7 protein-coding genes and 1 pseudogene are annotated in these 17,150 nt (G+C 42.3%); 3 read left to right on the plus strand and 5 right to left on the minus strand.

Annotation, left to right across the window (positions count from 1 at the left end):
- Positions 1–3 precede the first annotated feature (3 nt).
- Positions 4–1,728 (plus strand): septation ring formation regulator EzrA, encoded by a 1,725-nt coding sequence (gene ezrA / locus A2G56_RS01155; protein ID WP_062707846.1) that lies wholly within the window; start codon positions 4–6, stop codon positions 1,726–1,728.
- A 19-nt stretch (positions 1,729–1,747) separates the two neighbouring features.
- Here ezrA and A2G56_RS01160 read toward each other — a convergent pair whose 3' ends face one another.
- Together A2G56_RS01160 and A2G56_RS01165 are read right to left on the minus strand one after the other, a co-directional pair.
- On the minus strand, positions 1,748–2,266 hold the full coding sequence (locus A2G56_RS01160; RefSeq protein WP_062707848.1) for an NUDIX hydrolase: 519 nt from the start codon (positions 2,264–2,266) through the stop codon (positions 1,748–1,750).
- 49 nt (positions 2,267–2,315) lie between these two features.
- Positions 2,316–2,771, minus strand: coding sequence for a DUF1694 domain-containing protein (locus A2G56_RS01165; protein WP_062707851.1), 456 nt, complete (start codon positions 2,769–2,771; stop codon positions 2,316–2,318).
- Between the two features lie 147 nt (positions 2,772–2,918).
- On the opposite strand from A2G56_RS01165, the gene eno reads away from it, so the two are divergent.
- Complete coding sequence (gene eno / locus A2G56_RS01170; RefSeq protein ID WP_018380799.1) at positions 2,919–4,220, plus strand: surface-displayed alpha-enolase; 1,302 nt, start codon at positions 2,919–2,921, stop codon at positions 4,218–4,220.
- 1,191 nt (positions 4,221–5,411) lie between these two features.
- On the opposite strand, the pseudogene A2G56_RS10875 reads toward eno, so the two are convergent.
- From A2G56_RS10875 to A2G56_RS11095, 3 genes and pseudogenes are all read right to left on the minus strand, one after another.
- Positions 5,412–5,672: pseudogene (locus A2G56_RS10875) on the minus strand (transposase); the annotation flags it as partial.
- Positions 5,673–6,111: 439 nt separating this feature from the next.
- Complete coding sequence (locus A2G56_RS01180; RefSeq protein WP_062707860.1) at positions 6,112–6,420, minus strand: hypothetical protein; 309 nt, start codon at positions 6,418–6,420, stop codon at positions 6,112–6,114.
- Between the two features lie 1,215 nt (positions 6,421–7,635).
- Positions 7,636–16,632, minus strand: a complete 8,997-nt coding sequence (locus A2G56_RS11095; RefSeq protein ID WP_062707863.1) for a hypothetical protein — start codon at positions 16,630–16,632, stop codon at positions 7,636–7,638.
- Between A2G56_RS11095 and A2G56_RS10735 the strand changes: the two genes are divergently transcribed.
- Complete coding sequence (locus tag A2G56_RS10735) at positions 16,601–17,005, plus strand: LPXTG cell wall anchor domain-containing protein (RefSeq protein WP_172793775.1); 405 nt, start codon at positions 16,601–16,603, stop codon at positions 17,003–17,005. The genes A2G56_RS11095 and A2G56_RS10735 overlap by 32 nt on opposite strands.
- Positions 17,006–17,150: the final 145 nt, after the last annotated feature.

Here is a 17,150-nt window from a genome sequence, read left to right on the forward strand (position 1 = left end):
TACATGTCGAGCGGAATAGTATTAGTGATAGTAGCAATCGTTGTATTAGTGATTGTCGCCTATCTTATCGCCGTGTTAATACGAAAGAGAAACGATTCGTTAATCGCGAAACTCGTTCAAGAAAAAACAGAAATTGAAAAATTACCAGTTGTTAGTGAAATTGAAGAAGTTAAATCACTTCATCTGATTGGTCAAAGTCAGGCAAATTTTAGAGAATGGCAGCAAAAATGGAATGACATTTCATCAAATTCTTTAAAAGAAATTGAGAAACAATTATTCGATGCTGAAAATCTTAATGATACCTTCCATTTCTTTAAAGCGAAAGCAGAGATTGACAAAGTTGAAAGTCAATTATCACTTATCCATGAAGATATTGCAGCTATCCGAGAAGCTCTTGATATTTTAAAAGCACAAGAGGAAAAAAATAGTGCCCGTGTTAAACATGCATTGGACCTGTATGAAGAGCTGCAACGCTCTATTAACGAAAATAGTGATAATTATGGCGCAACCATGCCGGAGATTGAAAAGCAATTAAAAAATATTGAGACAGAATTTTCACAATTTGTGACACTCAATTCTTCAGGCGATCCTGTGGAAGCAGCAGCACTTTTAGAAAAAGCAGAAGAACATACGATTGCTTTGGGACAGATTTCTGAAAAAATTCCTGCTATCGTTACTAAACTGGAAGATGATTTTCCTGATCAGTTGGATGATTTAGAGAATGGTTATGCAAGACTTCTTGAAGAGAACTACCACTTTAAAGAGAAAAATATTGAAATTCGTTTCCAAAATATTCGAGACTCTATTCGTTCAACATCAAATGGGTTAATTAGTTTAGATCTTGATCAAGCTAATGAAGATAATGAGGATATCCAAGAACGTATTAATCAACTTTATGATATCTTTGAACGTGAGATTGAAGCTCATGGAAAAGTTGTTAAAAACAGTAAGATTATTCCCGATTATTTGGCTCATGCCAAAGCTAACAATGTGCAGCTTAATAATGAGTTAAATCGTCTATCTAAAAAATATATCTTGAATGATGGTCAAAGTGTCAATATTCGTCATTTTTCAGAAGAACTTAATATTATTGAAGAGAAGATTTTGCCGGATATCATCAATCTTGAAGAACAAGAGCAGCCTTTTTCATTGCTTGAAGGGCGCTTAGAAGAAGCTTTAAAGACATTAGCACGTATTGAGAATTCTCAATTAGAAGTTGCTGAAGAATTAGAATCAGTAGAACGCACAGAAGCAACAGCACGTGAAAAGTTAGATTATTATATTAATAAGCTTCATATGATTAAACGTTATATGGAAAAACGTCATTTACCAGGCATTCCTCAAGAGTTTCTGAGTGTTTTCTTTACAGCAAGTGCGCAATTAGAAGCCTCGATGGAGGAGCTAAGTCGAGGTCGCATCCATGTTGAAACGGTTGCACGTATGACTGAATCCGCAACAGCTTCGTTGGATATGCTGGAAGATACAACTTATCGTGTCGTTCAAAATGCAGCCTTAACAGAACAGTTGCTCCAATACTCAAATCGCTACCGTAGTTTCGAACCAGGCGTTCAAAGTAGTTTCGAACATTCGTTAAAACTTTTCGAGCAGGATTATGATTACCAAGGTTCTTTTGAAGAAATTTCATATGCCTTAGAGACAGTTGAACCAGGCGTAACAGACCGTTTTGTAAACTCTTACGAAAAAACACGTGAAGAAATTTTATTATAACCAAAAAACGAAGTATCGATTACTTCGTTTTTTCTAATGTCCATTTTCCAGTGTTAATAAAACGTTCGATAAGCTCTTTTTGTTTAGGAATGATAAGATTTTTTTCGCAAAAAATGTCTAACTCTGCTAAGGGAACCCACTTATAGGCAGTTGTTTCTCCTGCTTGCAAAGTAATATCCTCTAATTCTCCTTGATAGATAGCGTGGTAATGATGATAGATTGAAAACTGTTTGGGCTCGATTTTTTGACCAATAAAGTCAAAAAAATCAAGGGCTAAACCTGTTTCTTCAAGAACTTCTCGTTTGATAGCATCTAGAGAAATCTCTCCTTTTAAAGCAGACCCTCCGGCGCTTGCTTCATAGTAATTAGGGTATGTGGGTTTATCAGAATCTCTTTTCATAAAAAGAATACTACCATTAGTCGATTGAACGATGCATTCAACAACAAGGTGGAAAAGACCCTCGGGAATGATTTGTCCCCTAGTTAGTATCTGACCAGTTTTTGTTACAGTTTCATCATAGGCATCCCAAAATTCCATGTTTGTTCCTTTCTACAAGGCTTCATTATTTTTTAGAAAAAATCAATTCCTATTTGCCAAAAATACGTTTAAAGATACTTTTTTTTACTTTAGAATCTTTAGAGTTTTTTGCTGTCACTGATGAGTCAAAAAGTGTTAACAGATTGGTTTCTTGACGATCAACAGCATGGTCGGTATATATGACAACACCAAAAGGAGAAGTGGTTATTTTTTCTTCTATAATAGTGGCTGATAAGTTTTTTTCTTTAGCAGTTTTCAAAAAGATCATTTGATTTTCTTCGCTGATTTGAGATGAAATTTTGACTTTAACACTTTTTTTATCTTTAATTTCTTTGTCTAAAGCAGTCTTGAAAAGCGAAAGTATATTTTTAGCAGAGACATCTTCAATGGATATTGTAGCAAGGACTCTTTCTTTAAAAGTACCAAGGTAATAGCGTTGCTCATCTGGATTGAGTACTAGGCCACCCGCTGATCGTTCCATAATTTTTTGGTTCACATCTGTCATTGTTTTCTTCCTTATGTTTTTGTGTTTAAGTTTATTGTACTATAATTTTCAATTTTTCTGAAAAGATTGTCTTTTGATTTGAAGAAAGTCTTTCATTGTGGTATTATTAACATGTAAAATATTTAAACTCATAAGGAGAGTATTATAATGTCAATTATTACTGATGTTTACGCTCGCGAAGTCCTTGACTCACGCGGTAACCCAACACTTGAAGTAGAAGTATACACTGAATCAGGTGCTTTCGGACGTGGTATGGTTCCTTCAGGAGCTTCAACTGGTGAACATGAAGCTGTTGAACTCCGTGATGGCGATAAATCTCGTTACCTTGGTCTTGGTACTCAAAAAGCTGTTGACAATGTAAACAACGTTATCGCAGAAGAGCTTATTGGTTATGATGTACGCGACCAACAAGCTATTGACCGTGCGATGATCGCTCTTGACGGTACTCCAAACAAAGGTAAACTTGGTGCTAACGCAATTCTTGGTGTTTCTATCGCTGTTGCACGTGCAGCTGCTGATTACCTTGAAATTCCGCTTTACAGCTACCTTGGTGGTTTCAACACTAAAGTTCTTCCAACTCCAATGATGAACATCATCAATGGGGGATCACACTCAGATGCTCCAATTGCTTTCCAAGAGTTCATGATTGTACCTGTTGGAGCTCCAACATTTAAAGAAGCTCTCCGTTGGGGTGCTGAAGTATTCCATGCTCTTAAGAAAATTCTTAAAGAACGCGGACTTGTTACAGCTGTTGGTGACGAAGGTGGATTCGCTCCTAAATTTGAAGGAACTGAAGATGGCGTTGAAACTATCCTTAAAGCTATCGAAGCTGCTGGCTATGAAGCTGGTGAAAATGGAATCATGATTGGTTTCGACTGTGCATCATCTGAATTCTACGAAAATGGAATTTACGACTACACTAAATTTGAAGGTGAAGGTGCTGCTAAACGTACTTCAGCAGAGCAAATTGATTACCTTGAAGAATTAGTGAACAAATACCCAATCATCACGATTGAAGATGGTATGGATGAAAATGACTGGGACGGTTGGAAAGCTCTTACTGAACGGCTAGGTGGACGTGTACAGCTTGTTGGTGACGACTTCTTCGTTACAAACACTGACTATCTTGCACGCGGTATCAAAGAAGAAGCTGCTAACTCAATCCTTATCAAAGTTAACCAAATCGGTACTTTGACTGAAACTTTTGAAGCTATCGAAATGGCTAAAGAAGCTGGATATACTGCAGTTGTGTCACACCGTTCAGGTGAAACTGAAGATTCAACAATCGCTGACATCGCTGTAGCTACTAACGCTGGTCAAATTAAAACTGGTTCATTGTCACGTACAGACCGTATTGCTAAGTACAACCAATTGCTTCGTATTGAAGATCAACTTGGTGAAGTTGCGGAATACAAAGGTCTTAAATCTTTCTACAACTTGAAAAAGTAATCTCTTTATGGGATTAAAGGCTTAAAAACCTTAAGATAAAGCACTTTGGGGCATCATCCCAAGGTGCTTTTTAGAATTTATTGCTCTTTGTACTCCCCTAATGAAAATTAGGTGTAGTAAGAGGGTAATCCAAGAGGGGTTACCCCTTATAAATTATTGATAGCTGTTTCATAATTTGAGACAGCTTTTTTGCATTTTAGATTGGTAGCCAGAATACACCCGTAGAGTCAATGGTAGGACCTTTTCGTGATGGGTTGCTCGTGATTTAGTAATAACCGAATAATGTCGCATTTCTCTTAGACTGATTTTGAACTTCTTTTGGACACATAAAAACTACCTTTATAGTGTATAGTAAATTGTTGTTTTTTTATATTGGGAGTAAATCACTTTTGACCGAGTTTCTGGACGAGTTGTAGTCTAAAAATAACAAGTTGCCGTCTTTTCAGCGGTTCTAAGTTGGAGTTGATTTCCTTCTCAGCCCTTTAAAATGTTGCTAACACTGTTTGTTGATAGTATCAGAAAATGCTTTTATAACAGCTCCACTATCATTGTGAAATAGAATTGTTATTGTCTTTGGATTTGCTGAGACAGGGTCAATCACTCCGTCTGTATAAAGACGATTATTGAAAGCAGAAACTTTATTGTGGCCTATCTCTTTGGGTATATAATCCATTGTTAAATCATTTAAAATATCATGCATTAGCTGATCAGAAAGGCTATCTCTTGTATCATAATGAAGGTGAAAGGTATTTCTGTTGCATTATGCTACCTGACAAATTTCTTTTATTGAAACTGGTTTTTATTATTATGAGATAGCAGATCTAAATATACCGCTTTAATTTTTTGTTCAGTTCTTGTGGAAATGTAACGTTTTTCTGTATCATTTTTATAAAGTGTTTTTTCTTGGCTATTTAAGCGCATAATTATTGGTGTTTAATCATTGAGACTGTTATGAATCCAGCGGTGGTTTCTGCAGTGACTATAATTTTTTGTTTTAAAGGATAATTTGTCCAGTGTACGGAATGTCCCCTGTTGGCTAAACTCCAGTTTGAAGCAACAATCGGTACTTTCAGTCATGACATTGTCATAAGGATAACCTGTTTGACTTAGTGAACTTCCAATATTTAAAGTAATTAATTTGAAATTAGTATACTTTGACTAAGAGCAGTTCATTTTAAAGTTTCTGAATTGTCAAATTAAGCTAGACTGATTTATTTTACTCAGAAAAAGATGACAAGGTGCTTGATAGTTTAGAGATTTTCTAGGAATTCTATTTCTCTTATCAGCTATAGCAGATAAGACCGTTTGAGAAATATCATTAAAATCCATTTGCTTAGGAAGACCGTGTTGCCTTAATAGACCATTAGAATGCTCGTGTAATCCCCTCTATCCTGGGCAACCAAGATCAGCAAAGAAGATGTCAATGTCGTGCTGATCAGAAATGAATTTCCAGCTTCTTGATGGTATACCTCTATCATAACGAGTTCATTTGTGGTAAGATGCCTTTTTCTGTCTAGTTTAATTTTACAAATTGGGTAGTTGTCGTTATAAATGGCTTTGTGGTAAAATAATAGAATGTTTTATACTTTTATAAAACGAGAGAGTAACCTTTAGATTAGGAGAAAACGTTGAAACGTAAACAATTTAATAAAGACTTTGACGAAGTTAATCGTCGTAGCTATGTCAAAATGCACAAAGCGGGCAAGAATTGGGTTAAGACAGTGATGTCTCAACTCAGTCTTTTTCGTGTGGCTGGTAGTGATAAGTCAACTGCTGTTCGAATCAAGAGCATGCCGACAGAGAGTCTATCAACGACAAATATGGCGACTCTAAAACTGCTGTTAGCAGCCGGCGCAGTATCTGGTGGAGTAGTGCTTGCGGACACCGCAGTTCATGCTGATGAAACGACAGAAGCTACTACTGACTCTAGCCAAGGTGCCACCACACAAGGTGATGTTTTTGTTGTGGAAACAATGACAACAGAAGTTGTTGAAGGACCAGCTGATAAAGAGGCTACTGATACAGAAACACCTGTCGGTTTTGAGTCTAATGAGATATCCTCGTCTATGGCACAATCACAGTCTTTGAGTGAGAGCCAGTCTATCAGACAATCAGAGAGTTTGTCTGTATCTGAGTCGGTATCTATTTCAGAGTCGGCTTCTACCTCACTATTAGCTTCAACAGCAGCCAGTGAGAGCATGTCTATAGGAGAAGCTAAAGCAGATACTCCTGTAGTTGTTGAAGATAAAACTAAGTCTACAGAAACAAGTAAGCTTGGGGATGCAGCTGACCTTGTTAATCCAGCAGCAGTAACAGATGAGACACCAACAGCAACTGACTCTAAGAGTTCAACAGCAATCGTTACAGATGTTAATAGCAGTTCGTTGGCAGTAGCGCCATCTGATGTTCAGGCAGCTGAAACATTGGCAACAACTTCTGATGCAGCTAGTACAGGATTGGTAGCAGCAGCAATAACAACACCGACAACAAAAGAAAAAACAACTGATCAAGGACTTGTTGAAGATGCTAGTTCAGTAACTTCTAATCAAAAACGGGTGGCAGGTGTTGCTTACAAGGTTCAATACGTTGATCAAAATGGCAAGGTGATTGCATCAAGTGCTCATATGATTCCTGTTGAGACAACTAATGCCAAGGGAGAAAAGGTTTCTGCTACCATTACAGAATTAGCTGATTTAAGTAAGATACCGGGATACGTCTTGGCAGACGGTCAAGCGCCGCTTGTAACGCAGACTGTTACAGAAAGTGCCAAAGATACCATCACATTTAAAGTCATTGAATCGGACAATGCTGTCCTAAAGCCAAGAAGCTATACAGGTTTTAGAGCATCGACGACAGGTACAAAGACGACCTTTACCATCGCTGACTTTACCAATGGGGGACGGCAGTACTATTGGTCAGGCGGTGATAGTAATAAACTTTTAAACACTATCGTTGGTGTTACAGGTGTTTATGACTCAGCTACAAAGACGATCACTTGGAAAGTTGTTTACGATCCAACTGATGTCTTGAAAACAAACACATGGACGAATACTAGGACAGGTGGTGCCTATACTGGTCTTTATATTGATACTAGTAGTGACCCTAATCTAGGTAATCCAACCAATGTCCTTGTTGATGGTCAATCAACAACTGTTGTTTCAGGGTCTAACACTGGAAAAGAATATGTATCCAAAACAAAATCAACTGGAGTTACGTCCCATGAAATAACTTTCACAACTTCTTATTCAGGTTCAGTTAAGGATTTAGCTACCTTAGGCATAAAAATGATCGCAGGATCATCAAAAAGTCCTACCTTTTATGAAGATGGTACGAACGAGAAAATTGGACGTTACAACTCACAATCTGCACCATATGTAGTATCGAACAACAGTGGAGCGACAGCTATTGGTGGTTATCAAGTAAATGGTGTTAACGCAGATGTTATTGATAAAATCGAGTCAGAGTCCGCATCAGTATCGACTTCAGCGTCAGTTAGTGAAGGATCGACGTCGCAATCAGCAAGTACTTCAAAGTCAATATCAGAGAAATCAGACAGCGAGTCAGTAAGTGCATCGACGTCTAAGTCATTATCAGAGAGTACATCAACTGCCAAGTCAGAATCGGTGAGTGCGTCGACGTCTAAGTCATTATCAGAGAGTACATCAACTGCCAAGTCAGAATCGGTGAGTGCATCGACGTCTAAGTCATTATCAGAGAGTACATCAACTGCCAAGTCAGAATCGGTGAGTGCGTCGACATCTAAGTCATTATCAGAGAGTACATCAACTGCCAAGTCAGAATCGGTGAGTGCATCGACGTCTAAGTCATTATCAGAGAGTACATCAACAGCCAAGTCAGAATCGGTGAGTGCATCGACATCTAAGTCATTATCAGAGAGTACATCAACTGCCAAGTCAGAATCAGTAAGCACGTCTAAGTCAGTTTCAACAAGTGCTTCAGCATCGCTATCTGAAAGTGTTTCAACATCTAAGTCAGGCTCGACAAGTGCATCTGTTTCAACTTCTGAGTCAACCAGTGCGTCAGTGTCTACGTCAGGCTCAGCAAGCGCCTCCGTAAGTGCATCTGTTTCAGTTTCCGAGTCAACCAGCGCGTCAGTTTCAGTATTTGAGTCAACAAGCGTGTCAGTGTCTACGTCAGGCTCAGTAAGTGCCTCAGTCTCTGTTTCAGAATCGGCCAGTGCGTCTGTTTCCGTTTCCGAGTCAACGAGTGCGTCCGTTTCCGTTTCCGAGTCAACAAGCACCTCAGTGTCTACATCAGGCTCAACAAGTGCGTCTGTTTCCGTTTCTGAGTCAACCAGCGCGTCAGTGTCCTTATCTGAATCATTAAGTACATCAGTTTCAGCGTCTGAGTCAGCAAGTGCGTCAGTTTCCGTTTCAGAATCAGCAAGCACCTCAGTGTCTACATCAGGCTCAACAAGTGTGTCTGTCTCAGTTTCAGAATCAGCAAGTGCGTCAGTCTCAGTTTCAGGCTCAACGAGTGCGTCCGTTTCAGTTTCAGAATCAGCAAGTGCCTCAGTCTCAGTTTCAGAATCAGCAAGTGCGTCAGTTTCCGTTTCTGAGTCAACCAGCGCGTCAGTTTCCGTTTCTGAGTCAGCAAGTGCATCTGTTTCAGTTTCCGAGTCAACCAGCGCGTCAGTTTCCGTTTCTGAGTCAGCAAGTGCATCTGTTTCAGTTTCCGAGTCAACCAGCGTGTCAGTGTCTACGTCAGGCTCAGTAAGTGCGTCCGTTTCCGTTTCAGAATCAGCAAGTGTGTCAGTCTCAGTATCTGAGTCAACAAGTGCATCTGTTTCAGTTTCCGAGTCAACCAGCGTGTCAGTGTCTACGTCAGGCTCAGTAAGTGCCTCCGTCTCAGTATCTGAGTCAGCAAGTGCGTCAGTCTCAGTTTCAGAATCAGCAAGCGCCTCCGTCTCAGTATCTGAGTCAGCAAGTGCGTCAGTCTCAGTATCTGAGTCAACCAGCGTGTCCGTTTCTGTTTCTGAGTCAACGAGTGCGTCCGTTTCAGAATCAGCAAGTGCGTCAGTCTCAGTATCTGAGTCAACAAGTGCGTCAGTCTCAGTATCTGAGTCAACCAGTGCGTCAGTTTCTGTTTCCGAGTCAACCAGCACCTCAGTGTCTACATCAGGCTCAACAAGTGCGTCAGTCTCAGTTTCAGAATCAGCAAGCGCCTCAGTCTCAGTATCTGAGTCAGCAAGTGCGTCTGTTTCTGTTTCAGAATCAGCAAGCACCTCCGTTTCAACTTCAGAATCAGCAAGTGCATCTGTTTCTGTTTCCGAGTCAACCAGTGCGTCAGTCTCAGTTTCAGGCTCAACGAGTGCGTCAGTCTCAGTTTCAGAATCAGCAAGCGCCTCAGTTTCTGTTTCAGAATCAGCAAGCACCTCCGTCTCAGTTTCAGAATCAGCAAGCGCCTCAGTCTCAGTTTCTGAGTCAACGAGTGCGTCAGTCTCAGTATCTGAGTCAACCAGTGCGTCCGTTTCTGTTTCAGAATCAGCAAGTGCATCTGTTTCCGAGTCAACCAGTGCGTCAGTCTCAGTTTCAGAATCAGCAAGTGCGTCCGTTTCAGTATCTGAGTCAACGAGTGCGTCAGTTTCCGAGTCAACAAGCGTGTCAGTGTCTACGTCAGACTCAGCAAGTGCCTCAGTCTCAGTATCTGAGTCAACCAGCGCGTCAGTTTCTGTTTCTGAGTCAACAAGCACCTCAGTGTCTACATCAGGCTCAACAAGTGCGTCAGTCTCAGTTTCAGAGTCAACCAGTGCGTCCGTTTCTGTTTCAGAATCAGCAAGTGCATCTGTTTCCGAGTCAACCAGTGCGTCAGTCTCAGTTTCAGAATCAGCAAGTGCGTCCGTTTCAGTATCTGAGTCAACGAGTGCGTCAGTTTCCGAGTCAACAAGCGTGTCAGTGTCTACGTCAGACTCAGCAAGTGCCTCAGTCTCAGTATCTGAGTCAACCAGCGCGTCAGTTTCTGTTTCTGAGTCAACAAGCACCTCAGTGTCTACATCAGGCTCAACAAGTGCGTCCGTTTCTGTTTCAGACTCAGCAAGTGCTTCAGTTTCCGTTTCAGAATCAGCAAGCGCCTCAGTCTCAGTATCTGAGTCAGCAAGTGCGTCCGTTTCTGTTTCAGAATCAGCAAGTGCCTCCGTCTCAGTATCTGAGTCAACGAGTGCGTCAGTTTCCGAGTCAACCAGCGTGTCAGTGTCTACGTCAGGCTCAACCAGTGCGTCCGTTTCTGTTTCAGACTCAGCAAGTGCGTCAGTCTCAGTTTCAGAATCAGCAAGCGCCTCCGTCTCAGTATCTGAGTCAGCAAGTGCGTCAGTCTCAGTTTCAGAATCAGCAAGCGCCTCCGTCTCAGTATCTGAGTCAGCAAGTGCGTCAGTCTCAGTATCTGAGTCAACAAGCGTGTCCGTTTCTGTTTCTGAGTCAACAAGCACCTCAGTGTCTACATCAGGCTCAACAAGTGCGTCTGTCTCAGTATCTGAGTCAGCAAGTGCATCTGTTTCTGTTTCAGGCTCAGCAAGTGCCTCAGTCTCAGTATCTGAGTCAACGAGTGCGTCCGTTTCTGTTTCAGAATCAGCAAGTGCATCTGTTTCTGTTTCCGAGTCAACCAGTGGGTCAGTCTCAGTTTCAGAATCAGCAAGTGCGTCAGTTTCTGTTTCCGAGTCAACCAGTGCGTCAGTCTCAGTATCTGAGTCAACAAGTGCGTCAGTTTCTGTTTCCGAGTCAACCAGCACCTCAGTGTCTACATCAGGCTCAACAAGTGCGTCAGTCTCAGTTTCAGAATCAGCAAGCGCCTCAGTCTCAGTATCTGAGTCAGCAAGTGCGTCTGTTTCTGTTTCAGAATCAGCAAGCACCTCCGTTTCAACTTCAGAATCAGCAAGTGCATCTGTTTCTGTTTCCGAGTCAACCAGTGCGTCAGTCTCAGTTTCAGGCTCAACGAGTGCGTCAGTCTCAGTTTCAGAATCAGCAAGCGCCTCAGTTTCTGTTTCAGAATCAGCAAGCACCTCCGTCTCAGTTTCAGAATCAGCAAGCGCCTCAGTCTCAGTTTCTGAGTCAACGAGTGCGTCAGTCTCAGTATCTGAGTCAACCAGTGCGTCCGTTTCTGTTTCAGAATCAGCAAGTGCATCTGTTTCCGAGTCAACCAGTGCGTCAGTCTCAGTTTCAGGCTCAACGAGTGCGTCCGTTTCAGTTTCAGAATCAGCAAGTGCCTCAGTCTCAGTTTCAGAATCAGCAAGTGCGTCAGTTTCCGTTTCTGAGTCAACCAGCACCTCAGTGTCTACATCAGGCTCAACAAGTGCGTCAGTTTCTGTTTCCGAGTCAACCAGCACCTCAGTGTCTACATCAGGCTCAACAAGTGCGTCTGTCTCAGTTTCAGAATCAGCAAGTGCTTCAGTTTCCGTTTCAGAATCAGCAAGCGCCTCAGTGTCTACATCAGGCTCAACAAGTGTGTCTGTCTCAGTTTCAGAATCAGCAAGTGCGTCAGTTTCTGAGTCAACCAGTGCGTCAGTTTTCGTTTCAGAATCAGCAAGCACCTCAGTGTCTACATCAGGCTCAACAAGTGTGTCTGTCTCAGTATCTGAGTCAACCAGTGCGTCAGTCTCTGTTTCAGAATCGGCCAGTGCGTCTGTTTCCGTTTCCGAGTCAACGAGTGCGTCTGTTTCCGTTTCCGAGTCAACGAGTGCGTCCGTTTCAGTTTCCGAGTCAACAAGCACCTCAGTGTCTACATCAGGCTCAACCAGTGCGTCTGTTTCCGAGTCAACCAGCGCGTCAGTGTCCTTATCTGAATCATTAAGTACATCAGTTTCAGCGTCTGAGTCAGCAAGTGCGTCAGTTTCCGTTTCAGAATCAGCAAGCACCTCAGTGTCTACATCAGGCTCAACAAGTGTGTCTGTCTCAGTTTCAGAATCAGCAAGTGCGTCAGTTTCTGAGTCAACAAGTGCGTCCGTTTCTGTTTCAGAATCAACAAGCACCTCAGTGTCTACGTCAGGCTCAGCAAGTGCCTCAGTCTCAGTTTCCGAGTCAACCAGCGCGTCCGTTTCCGTTTCAGAATCATCAAGTGCGTCCGTTTCCGTTTCAGAATCAACAAGTGCGTCTGTTTCAGTTTCTGAGTCAACAAGCACCTCAGTGTCTACGTCAGGCTCAGCAAGTGCGTCAGTCTCAGTTTCAGAATCATCAAGTGCATCTGTTTCTGTTTCCGAGTCAACAAGTGCGTCCGTTTCTGTTTCAGAATCATCAAGCACCTCCGTTTCTGAGTCAACCAGCGCGTCAGTGTCCGTTTCAGAATCATCAAGTGCCTCAGTCTCAGTATCTGAGTCAGCAAGTGCCTCTGTTTCCGAGTCAACCAGTGCGTCCGTTTCTGTTTCAGAATCATCAAGCACCTCAGTGTCTACGTCAGGCTCAGCAAGTGCCTCAGTCTCAGTTTCCGAGTCAACCAGCGCGTCCGTTTCCGTTTCAGAATCATCAAGTGCGTCCGTTTCCGTTTCAGAATCATCAAGTGCGTCTGTTTCAGTTTCTGAGTCAACAAGCACCTCAGTGGCTACGTCAGGCTCAGCAAGTGCGTCAGTCTCAGTTTCAGAATCATCAAGTGCATCTGTTTCTGTTTCCGAGTCAACAAGTGCGTCCGTTTCTGTTTCAGAATCATCAAGCACCTCCGTTTCTGAGTCAACCAGCGCGTCAGTGTCCGTTTCAGAATCATCAAGTGCCTCAGTCTCAGTATCTGAGTCAGCAAGTGCCTCTGTTTCCGAGTCAACCAGTGCGTCCGTTTCTGTTTCAGAATCATCAAGCACCTCAGTGTCTACATCAGGCTCAACAAGTGTGTCTGTCTCAGTTTCAGAATCAGCAAGTGTGTCAGTCTCAGTATCTGAGTCAACAAGTGCGTCAGTTTCTGTTTCAGAATCATCAAGCACCTCCGTTTCTGAGTCAACGAGTGCGTCAGTGTCCGTTTCAGAATCGGCAAGCGCGTCAGTGTCCTTATCTGAATCATTAAGTACATCAGTTTCAGCGTCTGAGTCAGCAAGTGCCTCAGTCTCAGTTTCAGGCTCAACGAGTGCGTCCGTTTCCGTTTCAGAATCAGCAAGTACATCCGTTTCTGTTTCCGAGTCAACAAGCGTGTCAGTGTCTACGTCAGGCTCAGCAAGTGCCTCAGTCTCAGTATCTGAGTCAACGAGCGCGTCCGTTTCTGTTTCAGGCTCAGCAAGTGCCTCAGTCTCAGTATCTGAGTCAACCAGCGCGTCAGTCTCAGTTTCAGGCTCAGCAAGTGCGTCAGTTTCTGTTTCCGAGTCAACGAGCGCGTCAGTGTCCGTTTCAGAATCAGCAAGTGCGTCAGTCTCAGTTTCAGAATCAGCAAGTGCATCCGTTTCTGTTTCCGAGTCAACAAGCGTGTCAGTGTCTACGTCAGGCTCAGCAAGTGCGTCAGTCTCAGTTTCAGAATCAGCAAGTGCGTCAGTCTCAGTTTCAGGCTCAGCAAGTGCGTCCGTTTCAGTATCTGAGTCAACAAGTGCGTCAGTTTCCGTTTCAGAATCAGCAAGTGCATCTGTTTCAGTTTCTGAGTCAACGAGTGCGTCAGTCTCAGTTTCAGAATCAGCAAGTGCGTCAGTCTCAGTTTCAGAATCAGCAAGTGCGTCAGTTTCAGCATCTGAATCCTTGAGCACCTCAATCAGTGTGAGTGAGTCAGTTTCAACAGCACATTCACAATCAGACTCAGCATCTGAATCCGATTCACGTTCAATGAGTATCTCAACGTCAGAGTCAATTAGTGCTTCAGAATCTGTTTCAGTTCGTAAGTCAACAGATGATTCAGAATCAATCTCAGCGTCATTGTCAGACTCAAGGTCAACTTCAAATTCAACTGAGTCAGATAGTATTAGTACAAGTGCTTCAGAATCTGTTTCAAAAGTAACCTCAACGTCAGTTTCAGACTCCGTTTCAACATCAGATAGCTTCTCAACGAGCTTGTCAGATATTGTTTCTAATTCCCACATTGATGATTCAAGCTCAGAATCTGTTTCAGACTCCTTATCAGAGTTCGTTTCATCATCCATGAGCGCCTCTGTTTCAGAGTCTGATCGTTCAAGTGAGTCAACAAGCGCTTCAGATTCAGCACGTGATAGCTTGAGCAACTCAGCCTCAGCGTCTAAGTCAGCTTCAACAAGCGCTTCAGATTCTAAGTCGATGTCCGTCTCAACCTCAGAGTCAATGTCAGATTCAGTTCGTGATAGCCAATCGGTAAGTGCTTCAACCTCTGTGTCAGATTCCCTTTCAGCCTCACTATCATTGTCAAACAACCCTGATATTGATAGCGATAGCTTGTCAATGAGCAATTCATCACGTGATTCCGTTTCAACGTCAGTAAGTGAATCATCATCAATGAGTGGCTCGTCACGTGATTCAGAGTCAACTTCTGTCTCGGTTTCAGAATCAACGTCACGATCAACGACTAAATCATTGTCAGAGTCAGCATCAAGCAGCTTAAGCACGTCAGTATCTGATGTTGTCTCACAATCAGATTCCTTATCTGTTTCAACGTCAGAATCAATCTCAGGTTTGGGGAGCGTATCTGTTTCGGCTTCAACGTCGATGAGTATTAGCCAATCAGCATCGATGAGTGCTTCAAGCTCAATGAGTGCAAGCCAGTCAGTTTCAACAGCACATTCACAATCAGACTCAGCATCTGAATCCGATTCACGTTCAATGAGTATCTCAACGTCAGAGTCAATTAGTGCTTCAGAATCTGTTTCAGTTCGTAAGTCAACAGATGATTCAGAATCAATCTCAGCGTCATTGTCAGACTCAATGTCAACTTCAAATTCAACTGAGTCAGATAGTATTAGTACAAGTGCTTCAGAGTCTGTTTCAAAAGTAACCTCAACGTCAGTTTCAGACTCCGTTTCAACATCAGATAGCTTCTCAACGAGCTTGTCAGATATTGTTTCTAATTCCCACATTGATGATTCAAGCTCAGAATCTGTTTCAGACTCCTTATCAGAGTTCGTTTCATCATCCATGAGCGCCTCTGTTTCAGAGTCCGATCGTTCAAGTGAGTCAACCAGCGCTTCAGATTCAGCACGTGATAGCTTGAGCAACTCAGCTTCAGCGTCTAAGTCAGCTTCAACCAGCGCTTCAGATTCTAAGTCGATGTCCGTCTCAACCTCAGAGTCAATGTCAGATTCAGTTCGTGATAGCCAATCGGTAAGTGCTTCAACCTCTGTTTCAGATTCCCTTTCAGCCTCACTATCATTGTCAAACAACCCTGATATTGATAGCGATAGCTTGTCAATGAGCAATTCATCACGTGATTCCGTTTCAACGTCAGTAAGCGAATCATCATCAATGAGTGGCTCGTTACGTGATTCAGAGTCAACTTCTGTCTCGATTTCAGAATCAACGTCACGATCAACGACTAAATCATTGTCAGAGTCAGCATCAAGCAGCTTAAGCACGTCAGTATCTGATGTTGTCTCACAATCAGATTCCTTATCTGTTTCAACGTCAGAATCAATTTCAGGTTTGGGGAGCGTATCTGTTTCGGCTTCAACGTCGATGAGTACTAGCCAATCAGCATCGATGAGTGCTTCAAACTCAATGAGTGCAAGCCAGTCAATTTCAACAGCACATTCACAATCAGACTCAGCATCAGAATCAGATTCACGTTCAATGAGTATCTCAACGTCAGAGTCAATTAGTGCTTCAGAATCTGTTTCAGTTCGTAAGTCAACAGATGATTCAGAATCAATCTCAGCGTCATTGTCAGACTCAATGTCAACTTCAAATTCAACTGAGTCAGATAGTATTAGTACAAGTGCTTCAGAGTCTGTTTCAAAAGTAACCTCAACGTCAGTTTCAGACTCCGTTTCAACATCAGATAGCTTCTCAACGAGCTTGTCAGATATTGTTTCTAATTCCCACATTGATGATTCAAGCTCAGAATCTGTTTCAGACTCTTTATCAGAGTTCGTATCATCATCCATGAGCGCCTCTGTTTCAGAGTCTGATCGTTCAAGTGAGTCAACCAGTGCTTCAGATTCAGCACGTGATAGCTTGAGCAACTCAGCCTCAGCGTCTAAGTCAGCTTCAACAAGCGCTTCAGATTCTAAGTCGATGTCCGTCTCAACCTCAGAATCAATGTCAGATTCAGTTCGTGATAGCCAATCGGTAAGTGCTTCAACCTCTGTTTCAGATTCCCTTTCAGCCTCACTATCATTGTCAAACAATCCTGATATTGATAGCGATAGCTTGTCAATGAGCAATTCATCACGTGATTCCGTCTCAACGTCAGTAAGCGAATCATCATCAATGAGTGGCTCGTTACGTGATTCAGAGTCAACTTCTGTCTCGATTTCAGAATCAACGTCACGATCAACGACTAAATCATTGTCAGAGTCAGCATCAAGCAGCTTAAGCACGTCAGTATCTGATGTTGTCTCACAATCAGATTCCTTATCCGTTTCAACGTCAGAATCAATCTCAGGTTTGGGGAGTGTATCTGTTTCGGCTTCAACGTCGATGAGTATTAGCCAATCAGCATCGATGAGTGCTTCAAGCTCAATGAGTGTGAGTCAATCGTTATCAGCAAGTAAGTCAACATCAATGAACGTCTCAAGTAGTATGAGTATTTCAGTGAGAGCAAATGCTTCAACAAGCCAATCTCATACTGCTTCAGAATCAACCAAGCACCTTCCAAACACAGGTGAGAATAGTAATAACGGTCTTTTGGCAGGATTAGGACTTTTCTTTGGGGCAAGTCTAGTGGCTAAGCGAAAAAAAGATAGAAGATAGTCTTTTGACATAAATAAGATAATGTACTATCTTATTCTTATTGTAGAAAATAAAATTAGCTGTTTGTCAACTGTACTAGGGAGATGCAAAGCTAACACCTAGAGAAGACCATTAGGTCTTCTCTTTTTTGTGTACAACAGGCCTG

It is taken from the genome of Streptococcus halotolerans, from assembly GCF_001598035.1.
In the GTDB taxonomy this organism is placed as follows: domain Bacteria; phylum Bacillota; class Bacilli; order Lactobacillales; family Streptococcaceae; genus Streptococcus; species Streptococcus halotolerans.